General features: G+C 70.3%; 26 protein-coding genes and 1 pseudogene. 7 read left to right on the top strand and 20 right to left on the bottom strand.

Annotation, left to right across the window (positions count from 1 at the left end; all coding sequences use genetic code 11):
- Positions 1 to 45 precede the first annotated feature (45 nt).
- The 6 genes and pseudogenes from C6376_RS37185 to C6376_RS37210 form a co-directional block, all read right to left on the bottom strand.
- Positions 46 to 561 (bottom strand): annotated as a pseudogene (locus tag C6376_RS37185) (SCO6880 family protein); the annotation flags it as partial.
- Positions 562 to 641: 80 nt separating this feature from the next.
- Entirely contained in the window at positions 642 to 2,018 is a 1,377-nt protein-coding gene (locus tag C6376_RS37190; protein WP_107447412.1) for an ATP-binding protein, read from the bottom strand.
- 36 nt (positions 2,019 to 2,054) lie between these two features.
- Entirely contained in the window at positions 2,055 to 2,750 is a 696-nt protein-coding gene (locus tag C6376_RS37195) for a hypothetical protein (RefSeq protein ID WP_107447413.1), read from the bottom strand.
- Positions 2,750 to 3,058 carry a DUF6112 family protein gene (locus C6376_RS37200; RefSeq protein WP_061334899.1) on the bottom strand — a complete coding sequence of 103 codons (309 nt, stop codon included), beginning with the start codon at positions 3,056 to 3,058 and terminating at the stop codon, positions 2,750 to 2,752. Before C6376_RS37200 ends, C6376_RS37195 begins: the two co-directional genes overlap by 1 nt.
- Positions 3,059 to 3,305: 247 nt before the next feature.
- On the bottom strand, positions 3,306 to 3,533 hold the full coding sequence (locus tag C6376_RS45920; protein ID WP_254076232.1) for a hypothetical protein: 228 nt from the start codon (positions 3,531 to 3,533) through the stop codon (positions 3,306 to 3,308).
- Between the two features lie 203 nt (positions 3,534 to 3,736).
- On the bottom strand, positions 3,737 to 4,870 hold the full coding sequence (locus tag C6376_RS37210; protein ID WP_107447414.1) for a C40 family peptidase: 1,134 nt from the start codon (positions 4,868 to 4,870) through the stop codon (positions 3,737 to 3,739).
- Between the two features lie 515 nt (positions 4,871 to 5,385).
- On the opposite strand from C6376_RS37210, the gene C6376_RS37215 reads away from it, so the two are divergent.
- The 7 genes from C6376_RS37215 (at position 5,386) to C6376_RS37245 (ending at position 9,945) form a co-directional block, all read left to right on the top strand.
- Positions 5,386 to 6,141, top strand: coding sequence for a site-specific DNA-methyltransferase (locus C6376_RS37215; protein WP_107447415.1), 756 nt, complete (start codon positions 5,386 to 5,388; stop codon positions 6,139 to 6,141).
- A gap of 240 nt (positions 6,142 to 6,381) precedes the next feature.
- Positions 6,382 to 6,918: a DUF4913 domain-containing protein gene (locus C6376_RS37220; protein ID WP_173985953.1), complete on the top strand. Its 537-nt coding sequence runs from the start codon at positions 6,382 to 6,384 to the stop codon at positions 6,916 to 6,918.
- A complete protein-coding gene (locus C6376_RS37225) occupies positions 6,915 to 7,400 on the top strand; it encodes a hypothetical protein (RefSeq protein ID WP_107447417.1) in 486 nt (161 codons plus the stop codon). The genes C6376_RS37220 and C6376_RS37225 overlap by 4 nt, the downstream gene beginning before the upstream one ends.
- A gap of 52 nt (positions 7,401 to 7,452) precedes the next feature.
- Positions 7,453 to 8,112 (top strand): hypothetical protein, encoded by a 660-nt coding sequence (locus C6376_RS37230; RefSeq protein WP_367881072.1) that lies wholly within the window; start codon positions 7,453 to 7,455, stop codon positions 8,110 to 8,112.
- Positions 8,113 to 8,129: 17 nt separating this feature from the next.
- The gene (locus tag C6376_RS37235) at positions 8,130 to 8,879 is read left to right on the top strand and encodes a hypothetical protein (protein ID WP_107447418.1); all 750 of its coding nucleotides are present in this window, start codon (positions 8,130 to 8,132) and stop codon (positions 8,877 to 8,879) included.
- Between the two features lie 181 nt (positions 8,880 to 9,060).
- Positions 9,061 to 9,375, top strand: a complete 315-nt coding sequence (locus C6376_RS37240; protein ID WP_107447419.1) for an SH3 domain-containing protein — start codon at positions 9,061 to 9,063, stop codon at positions 9,373 to 9,375.
- Positions 9,376 to 9,468: 93 nt separating this feature from the next.
- The gene (locus C6376_RS37245) at positions 9,469 to 9,945 is read left to right on the top strand and encodes a hypothetical protein (RefSeq protein ID WP_107447420.1); all 477 of its coding nucleotides are present in this window, start codon (positions 9,469 to 9,471) and stop codon (positions 9,943 to 9,945) included.
- A gap of 130 nt (positions 9,946 to 10,075) precedes the next feature.
- On the opposite strand, the gene folE is transcribed toward C6376_RS37245, so the two are convergent.
- From folE to C6376_RS37315, 14 genes are all read right to left on the bottom strand, one after another.
- A complete protein-coding gene (gene folE, locus C6376_RS37250) occupies positions 10,076 to 10,705 on the bottom strand; it encodes a GTP cyclohydrolase I (protein ID WP_107447421.1) in 630 nt (209 codons plus the stop codon).
- 57 nt (positions 10,706 to 10,762) lie between these two features.
- The gene (locus C6376_RS37255; protein ID WP_107447422.1) at positions 10,763 to 11,509 is read right to left on the bottom strand and encodes a 7-carboxy-7-deazaguanine synthase QueE; all 747 of its coding nucleotides are present in this window, start codon (positions 11,507 to 11,509) and stop codon (positions 10,763 to 10,765) included.
- Positions 11,506 to 11,916, bottom strand: a complete 411-nt coding sequence (locus C6376_RS37260; RefSeq protein WP_107447423.1) for a 6-carboxytetrahydropterin synthase — start codon at positions 11,914 to 11,916, stop codon at positions 11,506 to 11,508. Before C6376_RS37260 ends, C6376_RS37255 begins: the two co-directional genes overlap by 4 nt.
- Before the next feature lie 39 nt (positions 11,917 to 11,955).
- Positions 11,956 to 12,423: a DUF6082 family protein gene (locus C6376_RS37265; protein WP_107447424.1), complete on the bottom strand. Its 468-nt coding sequence runs from the start codon at positions 12,421 to 12,423 to the stop codon at positions 11,956 to 11,958.
- Positions 12,424 to 12,498: 75 nt separating this feature from the next.
- Positions 12,499 to 13,074 (bottom strand): DUF6624 domain-containing protein, encoded by a 576-nt coding sequence (locus C6376_RS37270; protein WP_107447425.1) that lies wholly within the window; start codon positions 13,072 to 13,074, stop codon positions 12,499 to 12,501.
- On the bottom strand, positions 13,071 to 13,712 hold the full coding sequence (locus tag C6376_RS37275; RefSeq protein WP_367881073.1) for a hypothetical protein: 642 nt from the start codon (positions 13,710 to 13,712) through the stop codon (positions 13,071 to 13,073). Before C6376_RS37275 ends, C6376_RS37270 begins: the two co-directional genes overlap by 4 nt.
- Positions 13,709 to 14,191, bottom strand: a complete 483-nt coding sequence (locus tag C6376_RS37280) for a LuxR C-terminal-related transcriptional regulator (RefSeq protein ID WP_107447426.1) — start codon at positions 14,189 to 14,191, stop codon at positions 13,709 to 13,711. Before C6376_RS37280 ends, C6376_RS37275 begins: the two co-directional genes overlap by 4 nt.
- A gap of 26 nt (positions 14,192 to 14,217) precedes the next feature.
- The gene (locus tag C6376_RS37285) at positions 14,218 to 15,450 is read right to left on the bottom strand and encodes a cytochrome P450 (protein ID WP_107447427.1); all 1,233 of its coding nucleotides are present in this window, start codon (positions 15,448 to 15,450) and stop codon (positions 14,218 to 14,220) included.
- A 13-nt stretch (positions 15,451 to 15,463) separates the two neighbouring features.
- Positions 15,464 to 16,642 carry a cytochrome P450 gene (locus tag C6376_RS37290; protein ID WP_107447428.1) on the bottom strand — a complete coding sequence of 393 codons (1,179 nt, stop codon included), beginning with the start codon at positions 16,640 to 16,642 and terminating at the stop codon, positions 15,464 to 15,466.
- The gene (locus tag C6376_RS37295; protein ID WP_107447429.1) at positions 16,639 to 17,229 is read right to left on the bottom strand and encodes an ATP/GTP-binding protein; all 591 of its coding nucleotides are present in this window, start codon (positions 17,227 to 17,229) and stop codon (positions 16,639 to 16,641) included. The genes C6376_RS37290 and C6376_RS37295 overlap by 4 nt, the downstream gene beginning before the upstream one ends.
- Entirely contained in the window at positions 17,207 to 17,563 is a 357-nt protein-coding gene (locus C6376_RS37300) for a DUF742 domain-containing protein (protein WP_107447430.1), read from the bottom strand. The genes C6376_RS37295 and C6376_RS37300 overlap by 23 nt, the downstream gene beginning before the upstream one ends.
- Positions 17,560 to 17,970, bottom strand: a complete 411-nt coding sequence (locus C6376_RS37305; protein ID WP_107447431.1) for a roadblock/LC7 domain-containing protein — start codon at positions 17,968 to 17,970, stop codon at positions 17,560 to 17,562. The genes C6376_RS37300 and C6376_RS37305 overlap by 4 nt, the downstream gene beginning before the upstream one ends.
- Positions 17,967 to 19,427 (bottom strand): ATP-binding protein, encoded by a 1,461-nt coding sequence (locus C6376_RS37310; protein ID WP_107447432.1) that lies wholly within the window; start codon positions 19,425 to 19,427, stop codon positions 17,967 to 17,969. The genes C6376_RS37305 and C6376_RS37310 overlap by 4 nt, the downstream gene beginning before the upstream one ends.
- Positions 19,427 to 21,271 (bottom strand): glycoside hydrolase family 15 protein, encoded by a 1,845-nt coding sequence (locus C6376_RS37315; RefSeq protein WP_107449406.1) that lies wholly within the window; start codon positions 21,269 to 21,271, stop codon positions 19,427 to 19,429. Before C6376_RS37315 ends, C6376_RS37310 begins: the two co-directional genes overlap by 1 nt.
- Positions 21,272 to 21,380: the final 109 nt, after the last annotated feature.

Here is a 21,380-nt window from a genome sequence, read left to right on the forward strand (position 1 = left end):
CACCCGACCATGATCCACCACTCAAGATCAATTGAAGACACGACCTAGCGCGCGGCCCCAACTGCTCACGTTGTGGTTCTGGGTGGCGGGGTCGAGGAGGGCGAAGGCGCGGCTGGTGACGCGGGCGATGGCGGTCAGGGTCTGCTGTTGTGGGTCGTGCACGGCCGCGGCGCCGTTGGCGGAGTCGCCGGGGGTGACCACCTTGAGGGAGGCGGTGGTGCCGGGCAGGTGGAGGATGCCGTCCTGCCGGGGCCGGGTGACGGGCCGGGCGAGCCAGAGGGTCTGGTCGGTGCGGCGGCGGTGTGCGTAGCGGGCGACGATTGGCGCCCAGTCGATGAGGGAGCGGCCGTGCCGGCGGATTGTGACGAGGGCACCGGATGCCGCCCACAGCGGGGCCAGGGCGACGGCGCCGAGCAGTCCGGTGGAGACCACCGTCATCAGCAGTAGCGCCAGTGTGCAGGAGACGAGGATGAGTTGGGGCAGGGAGAGGCCGAGGAGGATGCCGCGGCGGGACCGGTGAGGGAACTTCACCGTGACCGGGGCGACGGAGAGATCAGTCAAGGGGCGGTTCCTGGAGACGCGGGGGAACCCGGGGACGGGAGGTGCAGCGCACGTCCCGCCCCCGGTGGACGGGCAGGGGATCAGAGGCCGGTCGGCGGCGGAGGAGGTGAGGCCGACCCGCTGGACGTGGCGTTCTGTGAGCTAGAGGGCGGGGGTGCGCCCTGCGGCGGCGCGGTGGTGGTCGGCGGCGCGGACTGCCATCCGCTGCCCTGGCCGGAGGCGGCGTTCGCTCCGGGCCCGCCCGGCCCTGGGCTGCCGCCCATCTGGCCGCTGGTGTCGTCGGACACGCTCGTCGGCGCGGGCTGGACGGCTTTCTCCAGACCGGACTTGACCGCGTCGCCACCGGGCGAGATGCCCGTTCCGCCGTCCTGCGAACCTTCCTTGCCCCCTCCGCCGCCGGTCGGGGTGGCGGCGACGTCGCCGGGGAAACCGCCCCCGCCAGCGGCGTCGGGACCCTGCGGTGCGGCGCCTGCTCCGGCGGCAGCGCCACCGGTTCCAGCAGTGGCCGCAGCCGCGGCGGCCTTACGGGCGGCGTTCTCGGCATGCGCCCTGGCGATCTGCGCTCCGGGGCCGCCGGCCCGGTGGATGGACTCGCCGTCGGTCCCGTCGGCCGCCCAGTGCACGAACTTGAAGACGGCGTAGGGGCACAGCAGCACCAGGATCATGATCACGATGCCGGACATGACGTCGGCCAGAGCGGCGATGCCGTCCTTGGCCTCGGTTTTGCCCATGGCGGCGATACCGAGGACGAAGATCACGGTCATCAGGAGCTTGGAGACGACGAGGGTGGCGGTGGCCTCGATCCAGCCCTTGCGCCAGCGCCGCGCGACCTCCCACCCGCCGCCGGCGGACGCGAAGACAGCCAGCGTGACCATGACGAGGATGCCGACCTTGCGGACCATCATCACGCACCAGTAGAGGAAGGCACCGACGGCGGCACCAAGGCCGGCGACAACCGCAACGAGCCAGCCCATCCCGGACAGGCCCGCGATCTGGTTGACCTTCACGATGCGTCGCACGGCCGACTCGATGTTCAGGTGGGCGGTCTTGAACAGGCCGTCGCTGACGGCATCGACCACTTCGACGGCGACCGTGGTGAAGGCGATGGCGCAGAAGGCGAACAGGACGCCGCTCATGGTGCCGGTGAACGCCTGTGCCAGGGCTTGTCCGTCGCGTCGGATGGCGGCCCGGACCAGTTGTGCGCAGAATGTGGCGACCAGCAGGACCAGGCCCAGAGGCAGCAGCATCTCGTAGTTATCGACGAACCACGACGCGTTGAGGTCGACCTTCGTGGTGGTGTTGACGGCCTCGGCGGCCAGATCGGCTGCGGCGGCGGCCAGTTCACCGGCGGATTTCGCCATCCAGTCACCGATGGCCTTGCCGGGGTCCGAGGCGAAATCGACTGCGTCGCCGACGGCGCACAGCTTGTCTGCCAGGGGGAAATCACAGAAACCCAACGGGAGTTACTCCTCCTTTCTTGTCTCAGGAGCGGGTCACTGCGTAACGCTCGGGGCGATGGCGGCCAGGGTGCAGTCGTGGTTGGGACGGCACTGCACGGCGAGGGTCACGGCGCGTTCCTCGGCACCGCCGCCGCCCTTTGTCCAGGCGATCTGCAGTTGGCCGTTGACGGTGACGACGTAGATGTACGCCTCGGTGATCGCGGACGGGTCGTCGGCCAGCGCCTGCTTGAACGCGGAGGGGTAGTGGCCCTCGGTGACGCTGGCGGTGGCGTGCTGGTCCTGGTCGGCCATCCGCGACCAGAGCACCGGATCGGGCACTTGGCCGGAGACCGAGGCCCAGTCGGCGTACTTGGTCTCCGTGGTCATCCAGGCGCGCATGCCGGCGAGTTGTTGGTCGCGGCTGGTGTCGCGGGTGTCGTAGGACCACAGCATCTGGGCCGCTGCCTTGTCGTAGGCGACCGGTTCGGCGATCTGCGGAGGCTGGGACACCGACCCGGATCCGGAGGAAGGCTTGGGGGCGGCCTCGGAGGAGGACGGGCTGCTGCCACTCGGGGTAGGCGCGGCGGTGCCCGGGGCCTGGTGGCCGTTGCCGCCGCCGGTCAGCAGCGCGACGATCCCGGCGACGGCGAGCAGGACGGCGACGGCGGAGGCGGCGATCGCGATGCGCCGGTTGGCCGACCAGCCCGCCCCGTACGAGGATAGGGAGAGGGAAGGCAGTCGTTTCTTCATCAGTGCACCTGCGACCCGAGGGTCGAGAAGAACGCGACGATTCCGTTAGCGGCGCCCAGGCCCAGGGCGGCGCCTGCGGCCACGACCGCGCCCTTCTTCCCATTGGCCTCGGCCTGGTGACCGCCCGTGTGGTGGCCCCATGCCCACACGCCGAGCGACACAGCGAGAGCGCCGACGACGGCGATGATGCCGAACAGGTTGATCGAGTTGACGACGTTCTTCAGAACGCTCAGGCCGGGCAGGCCACCGCCCGACGGCGTGATGCCGGGATCGTAGGCCAGGTACTGCACGGTTTCGAGTAGGGGCAAGGAGGCTCCTTGGGCACGCCGAAACCCGGCGCGCGGGAATCACAGAAGGAAAGGGAGGAACGAGGCAGCGCCTCATAGAAAGGGAGGGCAGACACCGTGGAGGAACCGGCTGGCCCGGGCGGCGGCCGTGAAGAGACGACATCGCTCGCACGAGGACGCAGCTGGTGTCGCGCCGAGGCTGCGGACCGAGCCGGTGCTTCCAGCGAAGGCGCGCTGACTCAGGGGCCGAACCGGCCGTGGGAGACCCCTACTTTGGGATCGACGGCTTCGGAGCGGGGTTGGTCTTGTACGGGTTCGCGCAGTTGTAGATCATGTAACCGCGGCCGATCTTCTTGCCGTCCGACTTCCGGGTGACGGTGCCGCGCGTGTACCAGGTCTTCTCGGCCTTCTTGTAGACCCACTGGTCGTAGACGACCTTGTCGCGGCGGTAGCCGATGCCCAAGACCGTGGACGTCTTCGACGGCGCCTTGCGCACCTTGACCGCACTGCAGCTGAGCCGGTGTCGTACGCCTGTGCCGTGGAGGCGGTGGCCAGGCCGCCGGCGGCGACGGCCAGGCCCAGAGAGGCTGCCGCGAGGGCACGCTGGGCGCGGTGGCGGGTTATCAAGAAGATGCTCCGTACTGTTGGGGGAATCTCGGTCAGAGATGGTGTGCCGGGGCGGTCCAGCCCCGGCCGAGATCAGAGGACGCGGCGGGTGGCGAGAATCGTCCAGTCCTTGATCGGAGTGATCCGGACCGGCTTGGTGGTGCGCGGCGCCTCGATCACGAGGCCCTCGCCCATGTACATGCCGACGTGCTCAGGGCGGGCGGCGATGCCGCGGCTGAAGACCAGGTCGCCGGGCTTGAGTTGGGCTGGCGATACCGCCTTGCCCTCGTTGACCTGCGTATACGTGGTGCGGGTGAGCGTGACGCCTGCATGTGCGTACGCCTGCTGCATGAGGCTGGAGCAGTCGCAGCGGCCCATGGGGTCGGGGCCGTGAGCGTTGGTGCAGGTGCCGCCCCACTGGTAGAGCGTGCCGAGCTGGTGCATCGCCCACTCGATGGCCTTGCGCGCCTTCTGATCGGCGTCCTTCGGGATCGCGTAGCCCTTCGGGACGCTTCCCTCGGGGATACGGCCGAAGCCGGAACCATCCTGGCCCGGAGCACAGCCGCTCGTGCCGGTCGATGCTTGCTCGCCCTGGTCTGCGTCCTTGCTGTCCGCGTTGGTGCCGCCGCCCGGGAAGGTCTTGGCGATGGCATCCTGCAGCGCGGTGGCCAGGCTCTCCCACTGCGCATACGCGTCGGGGTAGGCGGATCTCTGCACGGCTTGGGCGGCCTGGGCGACGGTCATCTGCTGCCAGCCGCTCACCTTGAGCAAGTGCTTGTAGAACTGCTCGGAGGCGTAGACCGGATCGCGGATCTGCTGGGCACTGCCCCAGCCCTGGGAGGGACGCTGCTGGAACAGGCCGAGCGAGTCCCGGTCCCCGTAGTTGAGGTTGCGCAGCCGGCTCTCCTGCATCGCGGTGGCGAGCGCGATGATCTGTCCCTTCCTGGGGATGTCGAGCGAGAGGCCGGCGGCCACGATCGTCGCCGCGTTGGGGACTTGTTCGGCGGGCAGGTCCAGGCCCTCGACATGGACGTTCTTTCCGGACGCGCCGTCGAGAATCTTGGTGACCTGCTCGGCGACCTCGTCGGTGTCGATGTCGGTGAGGCAGCTGCTGAAGGAGCTGCTGCTCTGCACGGCGTCGGCGGAGGAGGCCAGCATCATGCCGGTGCCGGCGATCAGGATTGGGGAGAGGAAGACGACGCCGATGCCGGCGGCGAGCGCCTTCAACCGGAGCGGATCGCTCGCCGGTCAGGGCTTTCGGGCATGGGCGGGTGGCGAGACGTCATGAGCGTGTCCTTCGGGGTGCAGTGTCCGGCCGTGCCGCGTGCGCGAGGCGTGATGGGAAGGGCGCGGCGGCCGGGGTGGGCGATCAAGGCGGGCCGGGTGTGGGCGAGGTGCCGCTCGCTCCGCGTGGCCGGGCGGTGAGCTAGGTGTGCCGGGACAAGGGGGTACCTCCGTGAGGTGGGGCAGGGGAGTAGTCAGCGGCGGTGTGCGCCGGGCGGTTCAAAAACAGTAGGCCCAGATCGGCGGTTGACCAAAAAGCTGGCGTGAGGTATCGGAATCCGGCACCTCACGCCAGCTTTTTGGTCGTCGGCGTTTTCGCCTCTACAGTTTTTGGACTCCCCCCTCGCCTTCCTCGGTCTGTGGCCCTGGGCTCTGCATACCCACTTCCGGCCCGCGAGGATTTCTGTGCGAGGCGGTGAGTTCTCTCCGCGAATCCGCACCCGAATAGGGGTTCCCCTTTGCCTTTTTCCCTGCACCAGGGCGACGCCCTCAGTGTTCTCGCCGGCCTTCCGGACGGTTGCGTCGACTCCGTCATTACCGATCCGCCGTATAACTCGGGCGGTAGGACCGCGAAGGAGCGCACCACCCGCTCCGCGAAGCAGAAGTACACCTCCGCCGACGCGCAGCACACCCTGCCGGACTTCACCGGCGAGAACATGGACCAGCGCAGCTACGGGTTCTGGCTGACGCAGATCATGACCGAAGCCCACCGCCTCACCAAGACCGGCGGGACCGCTCTGCTGTTCACCGACTGGCGTCAACTCCCGATCACGACGGATGCGATCCAGGCGGCAGGATGGCTGTGGCGCGGGGTACTGGCCTGGCACAAGCCGCAGGCCAGGCCCCAGAAGGGCCGGTTCACCCAGAACTGTGAATTCATCGTCTGGGCCAGCAAGGGGGCGATCGACGGCTCCCGGAACCCCGTCTATCTGCCCGGCATGTACTCGGCCTCGCAGCCCTCGGGGGCGAAGCGTCAGCACATCACGCAGAAGCCCGTCGAGGTGATGCGCGAGCTGGTCAAGATCAGTCCTGAGGGCGGTACGGTGCTCGACTTCTGTGCCGGCTCCGGCTCCACGGGGGTGGCAGCTCTGCTGGAAGGCAGGGACTTCATCGGCGTGGAGAAGACCGAGCACTACGCGGCGATCGCGGCTGACCGGCTCACCGAGACGATCCGCGAGACCCTCACGCAAGACGACGTGGTTCTCACCGCCTGAGCCGCGAGCGCGCTTCCCGTCAAGGCGACCGGCGCCCTAGTCGGCAATCCGGCGAAGTGGACTTGTCACCCGTCGGCGGTCCGAGCATTGCCGCTTCCGTCTACCTCACATTCCGCGTCTCGTAGGAGGCCCGACTTCTTCATGCCCGAACCCATAAAACCCCCTGACGATGGGGAGTTGGAGCCGGTACGCATTCCCGATCCACAGCTGGAAGGAATCGAGGCGAGCGTCCGACGGCTCATGGAGCAGTCGGCGCAACAGGCGCAGCAACTCGACCACCTCGCGTCCGCCCCTGAGCCGAGCGGATCGCCGTTCGCCGCGTTCGGCATGCCGGGGCTCGGCGGGCCGCCTGCCGCCGCTCCGCCGGAGCCCCGCCCGATCCTGGAACTCGACGGGGAGGAACGCGAAGACGAACTCGACGCCTTGTCGGACTGGATCGACGACTTCTTCCTCCCGGTGTACGGGGCGGAGGTCACCACCGCAGCGCCCTGGTGCCTGCAGTGGCAGGAGCACGACGACGTCGTGGCCTGGCTCCACGCCCTGTGGCTCGCCTACCAGCAGCACAAGGACCCCGAAGCCGGATTGAGCGGCCTGTTCGTGTGGCACCGGGACTTCCTAACCCACGCCCTTGCGGCCGTCCGCGCACCGGGCGGGTCGCTGTCGGCCTGCATGACCTCTCCCGACCGGCCCGCGCACCGTCTTCTGCCCGGCCCGCCGCCGTCCGCGCGCACGGAGGCGGCGGCCACGGCGGAAGCCGACGCAGAGCCGACGTCATGACCGCGGGACAGGGACAGCCCGCCTTCGGACTGAGCTTCGACCCCCGCGCGCTTACCGATCTCCTCCAGGCCCCCAGCGATATCCGCGACCTCGCCCTCGCCTACCTGCAAGAAGTCGTGAACGCGCAGCGCTTCGGACTGCGCCTCGACGGTGACCTGGAGGGCTACCGAAAGTTGTTCGTGGACTCGCGCAAGGACTGGCGGGTCGTCTACGGCGTCCGCCCGGCGCCCGCGGAGTCCGCGCACCCGAAGGAGATCCACGTCGTCGCTATCCGGCCGCGTGCGGGCAACGACGTCTACGACGAGGTCGGCCGCCGCCTGGGGATGACCCGCCGGCCGCTGAGCGCCCGCACCCACGCGGCCCGCTCCCGCTCCCCGCAGCTGACCACCCGCACTCCCGCGCCCCGGCCCGGTCCACCGCCCACCGCAACGCCGGGTCTGCCCCGTCCCGCACACAACCCCGCACACCACCACACCCGCTGAACGCACGGAACCTCGCCTATGCCCCCTGAACCCGCGCCGACACCAGCCCGGCGTGCGGTCTCCCCGCTACCGCCTCGAAGCCGCCACCGGCCACGACATCGACACCCTGTGGGCCTGCCGCGACCGCGGCATCCTCGACGAGCCACACTCCCACCTGGTCGACCAGCACCGCGAGCTGGCCAAGACCCAGACCGGCGTTACCTTCTACCTCCGCCTCCTCAACCGCCTTTCCAGCGGCGAGTTCGACGTCAACGACGCCCTGTTCACGCGCATCAACCGCACCGTGGACCAGCTGGAGGAGGCCGCCGAAGTGCGGAACGCCGCCGCCGAGAAGGTACTCGCCGCCCTGGAGCCCATCGAGGCCGCCGCAGCGGCCCCGGCGCCCAGCGCGCAGCAGCTCTCGACGGACGACCAGGCCGCGCTGCTCGCCATCGCCGGCGGCGCCAAGCTCTACGAACACCTGCTGACCGGCCGGATGTCCGTCACCGCCGCCTCCGGTACCCGCATCCCACACGCCAAGCTGCAGCGACTGGAGGACGCCGGCCTGGTCGTGAGGGATACCGGCCACCCCGTGCACGCCGGCCAGCCGGTCGCACTCACCGACGCCGGACGCGCCGCGCTGTTCGCCGCCCGTCGGACCCCCACGACACGGGCACCCACGATCCCGGCTCGCCCCGGCACGTCGCCGTCCACGCCGGTGCAGCGGCGCTGAACTCCACCGAAAGGCCCTTGTTGCCCCCTACCGAACCGGTGCCAGCCCGGAAGCCCATCCCCCAAGTCGACTTCGAGCTGGACGACTTCGATGCCGACGAGGAGATGTACCTCGACTTCTATCGCCAGGTCGCCGTCCACGAGGACATGCTCGTCCCCCTCGCCGCACACCACACCCCCAACGGCGCGCACAGCTACTACGTCCTCTTCGACCGCACCGCCACTTGGGGACACCCTGGTATGCCGCAACTGCTCGCCGTGCATCTGCAACGGGACCGAGAGAAGCGGACGTTCACCTTCGAGCAGGACGGCATGCCGCTGCCCGCGATGGCGCAGTCCTGGCTCATCCACCGCGGCTGCCCGCAGAACACCATCGGCCTCGACCCCGAGCTGGGGCCACCGCCGGCGGACGAGGCGACTCGTGTGCTGGAGCGACGCCTCGCGGGCGACGGCGACCACTACGCCATGGGCTACTCCTACACCCGCGACGACCCGGACGACACGGTCACCGTCGTGGCACTGCGCGCCCTGGATGAACGAGCCCCCAGCCCGTTCCGCGTCGTGGTCGAGGAAGTCGACACCGACGCGTGGACGCACACCCTGCGCGAGGGCGGCTTCGACACGGTGGGCGAGGCACTGCAGTGGTGCGACGACCGGCTTACCGGCGAGGCCGGCCCCCTGCCGCCGGTCCGCCCGGCAGCGGCAGCCAGCCGCCCGGCCGTCCTGCCGAAGGCCCCTGCTCCGCGCCCGCCTGGCCGCTCGCGCTAAACGCCGGAGCCGACGGGCGCGGCGCAACATAGCCGACGATCGCCGGTTAGCCAAACCGGCGATTCTCCGGACTCTTATACAGCCGCCGGGACAACTCCCGCGGCGCCATTCCACGCAATCCCTATGCCTTCACGGAGGTTTCTTCCGCATGCGCTCCACTCGAATTGCCATATCCGCGGCGATGCTCGGCACGCTCGCCCTGCCGGTGCTCTGCGCCACCACCGTCAGTGCGGCACCCGCCGCGGTATCTGCGGCCTTCGCGAGCAGCTGTTCGTCCCTGCCGCCGCTGCCGTACAAGGTCCACGCGTCGGCTGTGACCATCCGGTCCAAGGCCACCACGAAGTCCACCGCGCTCGGCGTGCTTTACAAGAGCCACAAGTTCACCGTGCACAAGAAGAGCGGCAGCTGGCTCTACATCACGGACAGGTCGACCGGCGTCAAGGGCTGGGTCTCCGGCACCTACGTGTACCGCGACACCCGCATGTGCCTGGACTGACAGGCATTCAGCAGGAAAGCGACTGGGCCGCCGGGCACGGACGCCCCTCACATTCACCCAGGCATCGGCCCTTCCAGAACAGGAGTTTTCCTTTTGTCCGACGGCATATCCGATGACGCTGAGGATGTCGTGGGCGTGCTCACCGAACGGATCGAAGCGCACTTCGCCATGGACATGGACCAGCTGAAGGCCGCGGTCGCCGCCGCGCCGACCGCGAACCCTGACGCCACCGACGTCGTCAAGTGGCACGGCCTTCTCGTCCAGGCGCAGTCCGTGCTCGACCGCGCGGAGGACGACCTCCTCGCCGCGCTGGAAACCCAGCCCAGCGAGGTCGACGACCCGACGATGGGACTCGCCCACCGCGTGAACGCGGCCGTGACCACACGCGACGGCCGGGCCCTGGTCGTGCGGTGGCTCCTCGACCCGGACGCTCCGGGGAAGAAGGACCTCGCCGCCGAACGCCTTGCCCGTCTGCGACCCCGAACCGGGCCGGCGGTACACACCAGCGTTCCCCACCGACCCGCGGGCACACCCGCGTCGGCGTGGCGGGCGGGAAGGCCCGTCCGATGAGCCGGGACAAGGCAAGCACCATGGACGTGCTGGGCGGCCACGTGGTGGACGCGGGCCGGCTCCTGGGCGACGAAGTGCTCCAGGTAGGCAGGCGGAGCGATGACGGAGAAGTCGATTCCCGCAGTGGTGATCACGGCGCCCCCCACAGGCCGGTGGTGAGGGTGAGGAACTGCTGGGAAAGGACGGGGTCGGTGCCGAAGCGCCCGCCCGAGTGCACCGTGGTGGTGCGGGCCTCCTCCATCCGTACGCCCCGCATGCTCATGCACAGGTGCACGCCGCGCACGGCGACGGCGACGTCCTCGTGTCCGATCACGCCGTTGAGGTATTCGGCGACCTGGCGGGTGAAGCGTTCCTGGACCTGCAGTCGGCCGGCAAAGTGCTGGGCGATCCGCCCGAACTTCGACAGGCCCACCACCTCGCCATCCGGCACGTATCCGGCCGTGACCTGCAAGTTCATGGGCAGCATGTGGTGCTCGCAGAGCGACCACACGCTCATGCCGCCCACGATGACCAGCTGACCACCCAGCTGGGACTCGGTAAAGCAGGTGGCCGTTGCGGCGCGGTCCGGGGACAGGAAGGCTTTCCACCAGGCCGCGACGCGGTCCGGGGTGCCGGTCAGCCCCTCGCGGGCGGGGTCCTCGCCCAGCTCGGCCAAGAGCTGGTGGATCAGGCCGGCGACCCGGCCGGTGTCGATGACCGCAGCGGGCCCGGGGACGGCGGCGGTCGGCGCCGCCGCAGGGCTGGCGATAGAGGTCGTCATGGGCGTCTCTCGTTTCCGGGGACTGGGGGAACGGATGGGGCGTGGTGGCCCCTGCGGTCAGCGGCCTCGGGCGTCCGCGAAGGCCAACACGTGAAGGCGGGTGGTGAAGTGCCAGTGCTGGGCCGCGACCGCGTCCGCGAGGACCCGGGTGGTCGCGGTGATCACCTCGGGGGTGGTGCCCTCCGGCATCACCCACACCGGCGCGAGCCGGTAGGTGTCGGTCAGCTCGGCGATCCGGTCGAGGTCGGCCACCGTGGAAGCGACGAACTTGAACGCCGCCTGCCCGGACGACACGAACGACTCCAGCGCGGCGGGCACGATGCTCTTGGTCTCCTTCACGCCGAAGCTGGCGAGCTTGGGCGAGACGTTGAACCGGACACCGTCGGCCAACAGCTCGGGAGCGGGCGCGATGGTGCCGTTCGTCTCGAACTCGATCCGCTTGCCGGCTGCTGTCAGTCCCCGGACGAGAGGCACCAGTCGCGCCTGCTGGATCAACGGCTCGCCGCCGGTGATCACGACCAGCTCGACCGGCGAGGACGCGGCCCAGGCCACCAGGTCCGCTACCGACCGCTGCGCCGACTCCTTGCGCGGATCGAACCGGGACCAGTCCCAGGTGTACTTCGTTTCGCATTTCGCGCAGGTGAGGTTGCACCGGGACAGGCGGATGAACAGCGCCGGGTGTCCGCAGCTCGGTCCCTCGCCCTGGAAGGTCGGCACCTCGACGCCGAAGCACTCCGCGATGATCAGGCGGGATTCGCCGTCGTCAGCCGTCGGTTCGTCGGTGATCGGCTCGGATGCGGTCACCGTCCCTCCACATCGAAGCGGGCCCAGCTGCTCTGGGTCTCGCGGACCAGAACGGCGACCAGGCGGCCAGGGATGGCGGGCTGAAGGTTCTGGATGAACCACCCGGCCAGGAACTGGGCCAGGCGCTCCGAGGTCGGCTCGCAGGGAAGAATCTCGTGCAGGTTGTGATGGTCGAGTTCGGTGTTCAGGAACTCTTTGAACGGAGCGAGCGCCCCGAAGTCCGCGACGAAGCCGGGCTCCTCCAGCGAGGGTGCGGTGAGGATGACCTCGACCTCGTAGCTGTGCCCGTGCTGGCGCGAGCACTTGTGCTCGTCCGGCAGCCCGGGAAGCCGGTGGCCAGCCTCGAAGTTGAACGTCTTCCCGATGGTGAAATCGCCGGGCGGTAGTGGAACAGCACTGAAGTCCATGGAGTTCCTTCACGAGTTGAGAGCGAGGCAGCCTCTTCTTCAGGCGGCTGCGGTTTGTTCGTGCGAATGGGCGTGAGCGGCCCGGTCCAGAGCGTTCGTGAACCGCTCGGCGCGCTCGTCTCCCTCGGCCTCCTGGGCGCGGAGGTCACCGAACCGCTTCCAGTACCGTCGGCTGACGTCGCTCTTCATGATCCAGGCAGCGAAGAAGGGCAGGTGCCCCTTCGGGACGAAGCCCAGGCGGTCGCGCAGACTGAGCGCGCAGATGAGCCGGTTGGCCGACATGAGCTGCATGTACTCCTCGGCCTCCATGTCCTCCGGCTTCCAGAGCTTGGCGAGATCGGGATTGGTGGACATCTGCGCCAGCCAGTCGATCTGGTTGCCCGCGAGCAGCGCCTCGTTTCGCTCGGCCTGGTGTCGCGCGTCCTGCCGGAGCCGGGCCGCTCCGACCACGGCGGTGGTGAGGGAGACGGCAACACCGGCAGCGAGAACGGCGGTGGTGAGCTTCATGCGTCAACGATCCTTTCGCAGAGCGGAGTTGCGGCCGTGAGACCGACTGGTCGAGAACTTGGGGGTTCCGCTTCTTCACGCGGCCCCCGCGAGGACGACGGTCGGGGCCTCATCGGCAGAGCCGTAGGGGGTGAACCGGCGGCGCACTGTCTTCAGCGCGACGGCGATCGGCGGCAGACCGACGGTGGCCCTGCGTGCGTCGACTGACTCCGGCGCGCGCAGCGGGCACAGCTCGATGCCGTCGGCGCGCAGCAGGAGCTGGGTGCCGTACTCCTGGTCTCGCCCGCTGGTGATGAGGGTGCGGTCGTGCAGGTGCACCCAGTGTTGGACCAGTGCGTCGCCGGCCTGGACCGCACGTCCCAGCAGGGTGGCGGCGGCGCGCTGGAAGTCGGGTTCGTCGTCGCTGTGCAGGGCGATGCTCCACGCGGCGCGGGCCGCGTCGGGGCCGACGAGGCGGTGGCCGGGCCAGTCGTGCTCGGCCAGGATGCGGCGCAGCATCTTGGTGTTGGCGTGGTCGGTGTGCCGGCCCTGTCCGAGTTGGACGGCGTCGAGCTGGTCGCGCACGCGCTTGGCCCGGTGCGCGGCCGACTCCGTGGCGCGGGCGATCAGCTCGCGGGCGAGGTCGGGCCGCAGCGGTTCGTCGGTTGTCACGCGTTGCTCCGATCACCCGGGGCCTGCTGAGGCGCGTGGACCTGGCAGCTGATCAGCGCACTGAGCCCGGGGCGGGGCTCGGCGGGGAGTTCGAGGCGGGCGATTCGATCGCCGTCGCGTCCGGGGCCGGATCCGCACACGTCCCAGCCGGTGTCGGTGAGCCGACGCAGGAGAGCAGCGAGGGGTTCGGCTTCGAGGGCGTGGCGGGCCAGGGTCTCGGCCCGTACGACAGGGAGCTCGAGTCGGGCGGCGAAGTCGGACGCCCACAGGGTGATCAGGCGGGTGATGTCGTCGGACTGGCCGGGCAGGGTGTGGACGCTGTGGAGGAAGAGGTACGGCCCCTGGCCCCATCCGAGGTCGGGGTCGCGCTCGGGGATCATGCAGGCCAGCAGCCTCCCGTCCTCGAACAGTCCGGCGGGCAAGGTCTGCGCCTCGCGGAACTGCGCGGGGATGTCGGCTCGGGCGGGTACGGGCAGGGTGAGCCAGTGCTGGCGGTCCTGGACGAGGGCGGCGGCTTCCTCGCGCTCGGCCGCGGTGCTCAGCATGCGCATCTCGTAGATGGCGGCCGGCGGCGTCTGCGTGAACGGGACGGGGACGGAGCGGTCCTCGCTGGCCGTGGGGGTTATAGGGCGGGTCACTGGGTTGCCCCGCTTCGCGTCGCGTGGGCGGCATGCTCGGCCGGTAGCAGCTGCCAGCTGTGCGCCAGGACCACCAGTTCGGTGGTGTCCTGTGCTCCTGTGGCGGCGTGGAGTTGGTCCAGTGCGTCGCGTAGGTCGGCCGGGGCGAGGCCGGCGGCGAGGGCGATGTCGCGGGGCAGGGTGTGTTCGGTAGCGGCCTTGAGCAGGCTGATCTGCTCGGGGCTGAGATCCGGAGTGGGGCGTGGCGGTGTCGGGGCGGTGATCTGGCCGGAGCCGAGGAGGCGGTGGGCGACGACGGCGAGGGAGCAGCGTTCGGGACAGGCCAGCTTCCAGCGCACGGTGCGCAGCGTGGAGTGGACGGTGTTCGGCTTGAGCTGCGTGGCGGCTGCGATCTCGCGGGCGTCCAGGCCCTTGATCACATGCTGGGCGATGCGCTGTTCGGAGGGGGTGAGGGGCTGTGTTGGGGCGAGGGCGGTCATGGCAAGGATTCCTCGTTGAGGGTCGGTCAGTCGGTCGTCGTGGGGCGCAGCAGGGCGGGGACGCGGGTGTGTCCGTTGCTGATGAGGCTCGGCAGGCGCTGCAGGTCTTCGCGCTGGGTGGCGAGCTGAGCGTCGGGGAAGCGCTCGAAGAACAGGCGCAGGGCCGTGGCGACTTCGAGGCGGGCCAGCGGGGCACCGAGGCAGAAGTGGACGCCGTGCCCGAAGGCGAGGTGCTCCTTGCTGATCCGGGTGGCGTCGAACTGGTCGGCGTCCTGGTGCAGGCCGGGGTGTCGGTTGGCGGCGGCGTAGGAGGCGAGGACGGCGTCGCCGGACCGGATGGTCTGCCCGTCGGGGAGCGGGATGTCGGTGAGGGCGTAGCGCAGGGGCAGGTGCTTGACCGCGGGCTCGTGCCGCAGGGTCTCCTCGACGATGTCCTGCCAGGTGCACCGTCCGTCCCGGACGTGGGCGAGCTGCTCCGGGTCGGACAGCAGGGTGGTGAGGGCCTGGTCGATGACGTTGACGGTGGTCTCGTACCCGGCGCTGATCATCAGCAGGAGCGTGTCGCGCAGTTCGGCGTCGCTGAGGGTGGAACCGTCGCCTTCCTCGTCGCGGGTGGCGATCAGCAGCGAGGTCATGTCCTCGCCGGGCGTGGTCCGCTTGGCATGGATGAGAGCGTCCAGCAGGCCGTAGAGGGCGGCGGTGTTGGCCGTCTGTTCCTCGGCGGTGAGGTGGGTGGCGAAGACGTTGTCGACCACGGTGCGGAACTCGGCGCGCTGGTCGGCGGGGACGCCCATGAGCTGTCCGATGACGGCGATCGGCAGCGGGTAGGCGAGGTGCTCGCGCAGGTCGGCACTTTCCCCGGCCGGGAGGGCCTCGAGGTCGTCGAGCAGCCCGGTGACCAGGGTCTCGATGCCCGTCTGGAGGACGGCGGTGCGGCGGGCTGAGAGGGCGGGGGCGACCATGCGGCGCAGGCGGCTGTGGTTCGCGCCGTAGGCGGTGAACATGTTCTCCACCGCGACCCACAGGGCCAGCGGCCAGGTGGGGACGTTCTCGGCGAAGGCCGGCCAGTGGGCGCGGCCGTCCTTGGAGACGTCCTTACTGGTGAGCAGTTCCTTCAGGAGAGCCGGGTCGGAGACGGACCAGGCGCGCACTCCGAGGATGTCTACGAGGGTGGCGGGGCCACGCTCGCGCAGGGCCTGGTGTTCGGCGACGGGGTCGCTGCCGGTGGGGTCGAGGACGAGTATCTGCTGTTCGGGCACGTCGGGGTCTCTTTCAGCTGGTGGGGAAAAGGACTGGCAGGGTCACCAGGGAGCGGTGGAAGGGGCCGGGGCGCCAGGTGAGGTCCTCGCGGCGGGTAGCGAGGTCCATCTCGGGCAGGGCGTCGAGGATGTGGAGGATGGCGGCCTCGGCGATGAGGTAGGCGTGCGAGCTGGCCGGGCAGCTGTGCGGGCCGGCGCCCCAGGCGAGGTGGGCGCGGTTGCCCAGCGGCGCGCGACCGCCGAGATCGGGGTCGTTGTTGCAGGCGGCGTAACTGATGACCACCGGCTCGTCGGCCGGGAGCAGGTAGCCGCCGACGTCGGCGGGCCTGGGCGGGTAGCTCATGGAGAAGTTCGCGAGCGGCGGGTCGCGGTACAGCACCGTGTCCAGGGCTTCGCGGACGGAGGCGTCGCCGGCGTGCAGGTCCCCGGAGAAATCCGGGTTGGTCAGCATCTCCAGGAGCGTGTTGGTGATCAGGTTGGTCAGCGGTTCGATGCCCGCGCCGTAGAGGGTGATGAGCTGCTGGCCCATCTCGATGTCGGTCAGCCGCGCGACGTGGACGAGGAGCCTGCTGGTCACGTCGTCGCCGGGATGCGCCCGCCGCAGGGCGACGAGGTCGGTGACGGCCTGGGCGAGGATCTGGTTGCCGATGGAGGCGTTGACCCCGTCGAAGATCTTGGACATGCCGTCCGCGATCCGTCGCCCGACCTCGTCGGGGCAGCCGAGCAGGTGGCTGAGCGTCTGGAACGCGAGCGGCCAGGCGTACTGGGCCAGCAGGTCGGCCTTCCCCTCGGCAGCGAAGGCGCTGATGGTCTGGGCGGCGACCTGCTCGACGTGATCGCGCAGCGCGTGCTGGTCGACGGCCTGCAACGCGGCGGTGTTCGCGGCCCGGTAGCGGGCGTGCTCGGCGCCGGCGGAGCGCAGCGCGTTGGGCCGGTACTCCATCATCGGCCGGATGGGGCAGGCGTCCGGGACGGCGGTCTGCCACCGGCGCGGGTCAGCGGGGAAGCGCTGCGGGTCGCCGAGGATACGGCGGGCCGCCTCGTAGCCGACGACCAGCGTGGCGGGCAGGCCGGGTGCCAGGTCCACCGGGACCAGGGGACCGAACTGCTCGCGCATACGCCGGTAGAATGCGTGCGGGTCTTGCGCGAAGTCCGGCTCGTACAGGGAGATGCGAGGGGGCGCGGTGCTCACGGTCGGGGCTCCAGACGTGCGAGGTATTCGGTGAGCTGGATCAGGGCCTGCATGCACGACGCCCGCTCGCGGGCGTCGCACACGCTGAGCGGGGTGTGTTGCTCCAGGGCGAGCGCCTCGTGGATCTCGGCGAGCGGGTAGCGGGGTGCGCCGTCGAACTGGTTGACCGCGACCGCGTACGCCACTTCGGCCTCTTCGAGGAGGGTGAGGATCTCGTGGGAGGCGTCCAGGTCGCGGGGGTCGACCAGGACCAGGGCGCCGAGGGCGCCGACGATCAGCTCCTCCCACAGGAACCGGAACCGGGCCTGGCCCGGGGTGCCGAACAGGTACAGCACCAGGTCGTCGCCGAGGTGCTTGCGCCCGAAGTCGACGCCGACGGTGGTGGTCGACTTCTCCGGCGTGCGGGCCAGGTCGTCGACCAGAGCGCTGGCCCGGGTGATGGTCTCTTCCATGTGCACGGGCGGCACTTCGGAGACGCTGCCGACGAACGTGGTCTTGCCCACGCCGAAGGCTCCGGCGACCACGATCTTCGCGGTCGCCGTCACCGTCGACGCGACGAACCGGTCAGGCGTGAGCGCGGAGGCCATGAAGGACCCTTTCGATCAGTGAGGCGGGCGGGCGTTCGACGTCGTGGCCTTGGGCGAGGGTCATCAGCCCGAGTCCGATGAGGTCGGCGACGAGGATGCGGGTGGTCGAGGGCGGCAGGGCGAGTTCGGAGGCGATCTCGGCGACGGCCAGACCGCCGCCACGGGAGCCGGAGAACAGAGCCAGCAGGCGGCGTCCGTCGGCATTAAGCCCGGGGTGGGTGCCGGTCGCGGCGAAGACCACGCTCTCCAGACGCACGTCCGTGCTGGGGCGGGTACGTCCGCCCGTGCGGACGTAGGGCCTGACCAGGTCGGGATCCTGCCGCGGCCTGCTCATGCCGGCGGTGCTTCCACGCCGCTGGTCACCCGGGTCTTGACGCCCAGATGATCGCCGACGCTTCCCGCCAGCCGCAGGGCGGCCTCGCTGATCACGCCGATGTCGACGTTGGGGCTGCTGGTGCGGACGGCGAGCATTGTGTTCTCCCCGGCCGGGATGAGCAGGGAGATGTGGTCGACCGACTCCATGACGAACTGGCGCACGCCCCCGCCGCCGGTCTCACGGTCGTAGGCCCGCGACGCCGCCCACAGCGTGGAGGTGATGGCGGCGATCTTCTCCGCCTGCTCCTGCGGGAGGCGGGGCGTGTAGTCCGGGCTCATGCCGTCGGCCGCGACGAGCACGGCGTACTCCACGCCGTCGGTCTCCTCCAGGCGCTCCAGGAGCCAGCCGATGTTCTTCTCGCTCATGCCTCGTGTCCTTGCTCGTCAGGGGTCGGGGAGGGGGCGGCGTCAAGTTCGGCGCGTGCCGCCTGGGTGCCGCGGGCCCAGGAGGCGATCACGCTCGCGCGTCCCGGCTCCGCGTTGACCGGGCGGCGGGCGGGAGCAGGGGCCGGAGTGCCGCGCCGGTGGCGCCGTGTCAGCCCGCTGGCCGTCGTCCCGGCAGCGGCTGGCGCACCGAGGCGCTCCTCTGCCGGCGTGTGTGCCGGGACGGGGACGGGCTGCGGGCCTCGCGCGGGCGGGGCCAGTGCCAGGCGGCTCTCCGGAACGGGGGCGAGCGCGCCCTGCGGAATGCTCTCCGCCGCCTGAGCGGGCGCGGGTGTGGCCTCGGCCACGGTGGTGAGGAGGTCCCCGGGCAGGGTGAGGAGCGCGCGGGTGCCCAGCAGCGCGTTGGGGGCCTGGACGTCGACGCGGAAGCCGTAGGCGCGAGCGAGAGCGGCGGTGACCCGGAAACCGGTCTTGGGCAGGGCGCCGAGCTGGGTGATGTCGTCGGTGCGCTGGCCGGTGAGGACGTCCCGTGCCTCGTCGAGCTGCTCCGGCGTCATCTGCAGGCCGCTGTCGTCCACGATGACGGTGACCCCGTGGTGGCCCTGCTCGAAGGAGACGTGAACGCGGGACTGCGGCGGGGAGAACCGCAGCGCGTTGTCCAGCAAGAGGGCGAGGGTGTGCACCACGGGCCCGACGACGCGGGTCTTCACCGCGAGGGGCAGCTCCTGCGGTGCCACGCGCTGGTAGTCCTCGACGTAGCCCATCGCAGCCCGCACCACATCGGTCAGGGTCGTGGTGGTCCAGTGCCGGGTCAGCTTGCCGCCGGCCAGGACGGTCCAGCCCTGGGCGACCAGCAGCGTCTGCTGGACGGTGCGGTCGATCCCGGTCAGCGTCTCGAAGGCGGCGTCGTCTTGGTGCGCCCGGACCCCCTCGCTGACCTTGCGGCTGGTCCGGGCGGCCATGCCCACCAGCGCCGACGACACGCTGCGCACCGCGGCCTCGGTCGACCGCACGGCGTTCGCCTGCACGCGGGCGATCTCCGCTTGCGCGTCGGTGTGCGCACGACGGAGCTCCTCCGCTCCGCCTGTCTTGACCTGTTCGATCTCCTGGTGCGCGGCGTACTGGATGTCGCGGACGATGGCCTGGGCGAGGCCGGCGGTGGCCTTGACCGCGAGCTCCAGCCGCTCGCCGACCGCGGTGCCGGCCAGCTCCGGCGCCAGAACAGGCGGAGCAGCTCGGCCGCCGGCCGTGTGGATCTGCGGCAGCACCTCGTGGACCAGCCGGTCCAGGGCCTGCTCGGTGGCCTGCTGTTCTCGGGCCAGGAGATGTGCCTGCTGTCGTGCCGCGAGCCAGCGGCGACGGGTGACCCAGACCGCGGCCACGGCAACGACGGCCACGAGGGCGAGCAAGACGAGCGCGGTTATGGCGAGCGTGTTCATCAGGCACTCGCCGCCACGAGAACGTCCGCCTCCGCCGCAGGCGCACCCGCGCCGAGCTGCTGCAGCAGGAGCGCGGATCCGATGACCCCGATGTGGCTGTACGCCTGCGGGAAGTTGCCCAGCTGCCGCCCGCTGGTGGGGTCGTACTCCTCGGCGAGCAGGCCGAGGTCGGTGCGCAGGGCCAGCAGCCGGCTGAACAGGGCATGGGCTTCGTCCAGACGGCCGGTCAGGGCGAGCGCGTCGACCATCATGAACGAGCAGAGGAGGAAGGTCCCCTCGTTACCGGTCAGGCCGTCGATCCCGGTCCGCTTCCCAGCGGTCCGGTACCGGTGCACGAAGCCCTCGGGGGTAGACAGATCCCGGCGCACCGCTTCCACCGTTCCGACCACGCGCGGGTCGTCCGGTGGCAGGAAGCCCACCCGGGGGATCAGCAGCAGCGCGGCATCAACCTCCTGCGATCCGTAGGACTGGGTGAAGGTGTTGCGCTCGGCGTCGAAGCCGCGCATGCACACGTCGTGGTGGATGGCCTCGCGCAGCTCGATCAGCGCGAACAGGTCGGCTTCCATGGCGCCGGCCTCGACCAGGCGGATGGTGCGGTCGACGGCCACCCACGTCATGATCTTGGAGTGGACGAAGTGCCGCCGCTCTCCGCGGACTTCCCAGATCCCCTCGTCGGGCATCTGCCACCGCTCGGCCAGGTGCTCAACGAGCCGCTGGTGGAGGACCGCGGTGTCCCCGCACGGAGCGACGCCGCTCTCGTGCGCGAGGTAGAGGGTCTCGATCACGTAGCCATAGACGTCGAGCTGCACCTGGTCGGCTGCGCCGTTGCCGATCCGGACCGGTGCGGAGTTCTCGTATCCGGGCAGCCACCCCAGCTCCCGCTCCGACAGCTCCCGCTGGCCGGTGATGCCGTACATGATCTGCAGGTTCTCCGGATCGCCGGCCACCGCCCGCAGGAGCCACCGGCGGAAGGAGTCGGCCTCCTGGCGGAAGCCGGACCCGAGCAGTGCGGCCAGGGTGGTGGAGGCATCGCGCAACCAGGTGTAGCGGTAGTCCCAGTTCCGTTCGCCGCCGATTTCCTCGGGCAGCGACGTGGTCGGCGCGGCGACGATGCCCCCGCTGGGCGCGTACGTCATCGCCTTCAAGATGATGAGCGAGCGGAGGACAGCGTCGCGGTAGGGCCCGGTGTAGCTGCACTGGCTCGTCCAGTCCTCCCAGAACGCCAGGGTCACGCCCAGCGCGGCTTCGGGCTCAGGGATCTCGGGCGGGCAGCCGTGGGACGGACTCCAGCTCAGCACGAAGGCCACGCTGTCGCCGGCGGCGACCGTGAAGGAACCCACGATTGCCCCGTCCTTCTCCCGCTGCTCGGTGGCCGTGTCCAACCACAGGGCGTCCTCGCCGCCCTCGGCCACCATGCGCCCCTCCACCTCATGGACCCACGGACTGATGCGGCCGTAGCCGGGGCGGGCGCGCAGCGCGGACACCATGGAGACCTGACCGGCCGTGCCTTCCACGATCCGGATCACCTGCGGCGCTCCGTTGCGCGGCGGCATGAAGTCGGTGACCGTCACGGTGCCGGAGGAGGTCCTCCACACCGTCTCCAGCACGAGGGACTCGCCGACATAGCGCCGCTCGGCGCTTGCTGCGGCGCCCTCCTGGTAGGCGGCGGCGGGGGCTATGCGCCATGCCCCGTGCTTCTCCGAACCGAGCAGGGCCGCGAACGGGGCCGGCGAGTCGAAGCGGGGCAGGCACAGCCAGTCGATCGAACCGTCATCGCAGACGTGGGCGCTGGTCTGCATGTCGCCGATCAGGCCGTACTGCTCGATGCGCGGAAGCCGTTTCATCGTGTGGATCTCCGTGAGCCCCGCGGGTCCGGGGTGGTATCGGGGCCGCCGCAGCGGCCGGGAACGGTGGGCAGGAGGCAGGTCGGTGGTCACCGGGGTTAGGGGGAGC

This window comes from Streptomyces sp. P3 (assembly GCF_003032475.1).
In the GTDB taxonomy this organism is placed as follows: Bacteria; Actinomycetota; Actinomycetes; order Streptomycetales; family Streptomycetaceae; genus Streptomyces.

What these genes read in the sequence shown, in the direction of transcription:
- C6376_RS37315 (WP_107449406.1), bottom strand. Translation starts at nt 21,271, where the DNA reads ATGAAACGGCTTCCGCGCATCGAGCAGTACGGCCTGATCGGCGACATG.
- C6376_RS37240 (WP_107447419.1), top strand. Translation starts at nt 9,061, where the DNA reads ATGCTCGGCACGCTCGCCCTGCCGGTGCTCTGCGCCACCACCGTCAGT.
- C6376_RS37300 (WP_107447430.1), bottom strand. Translation starts at nt 17,563, where the DNA reads ATGAGCAGGCCGCGGCAGGATCCCGACCTGGTCAGGCCCTACGTCCGC.
- folE (WP_107447421.1), bottom strand. Translation starts at nt 10,705, where the DNA reads ATGACGACCTCTATCGCCAGCCCTGCGGCGGCGCCGACCGCCGCCGTC.
- C6376_RS37310 (WP_107447432.1), bottom strand. Translation starts at nt 19,427, where the DNA reads ATGAACACGCTCGCCATAACCGCGCTCGTCTTGCTCGCCCTCGTGGCC.
- C6376_RS37295 (WP_107447429.1), bottom strand. Translation starts at nt 17,229, where the DNA reads ATGGCCTCCGCGCTCACGCCTGACCGGTTCGTCGCGTCGACGGTGACG.
- C6376_RS37225 (WP_107447417.1), top strand. Translation starts at nt 6,915, where the DNA reads ATGACCGCGGGACAGGGACAGCCCGCCTTCGGACTGAGCTTCGACCCC.
- C6376_RS37220 (WP_173985953.1), top strand. Translation starts at nt 6,382, where the DNA reads ATGGAGCAGTCGGCGCAACAGGCGCAGCAACTCGACCACCTCGCGTCC.
- C6376_RS37195 (WP_107447413.1), bottom strand. Translation starts at nt 2,750, where the DNA reads ATGAAGAAACGACTGCCTTCCCTCTCCCTATCCTCGTACGGGGCGGGC.
- C6376_RS37260 (WP_107447423.1), bottom strand. Translation starts at nt 11,916, where the DNA reads ATGGACTTCAGTGCTGTTCCACTACCGCCCGGCGATTTCACCATCGGG.
- C6376_RS37280 (WP_107447426.1), bottom strand. Translation starts at nt 14,191, where the DNA reads ATGACCGCCCTCGCCCCAACACAGCCCCTCACCCCCTCCGAACAGCGC.
- C6376_RS37265 (WP_107447424.1), bottom strand. Translation starts at nt 12,423, where the DNA reads ATGAAGCTCACCACCGCCGTTCTCGCTGCCGGTGTTGCCGTCTCCCTC.
- C6376_RS37305 (WP_107447431.1), bottom strand. Translation starts at nt 17,970, where the DNA reads ATGAGCGAGAAGAACATCGGCTGGCTCCTGGAGCGCCTGGAGGAGACC.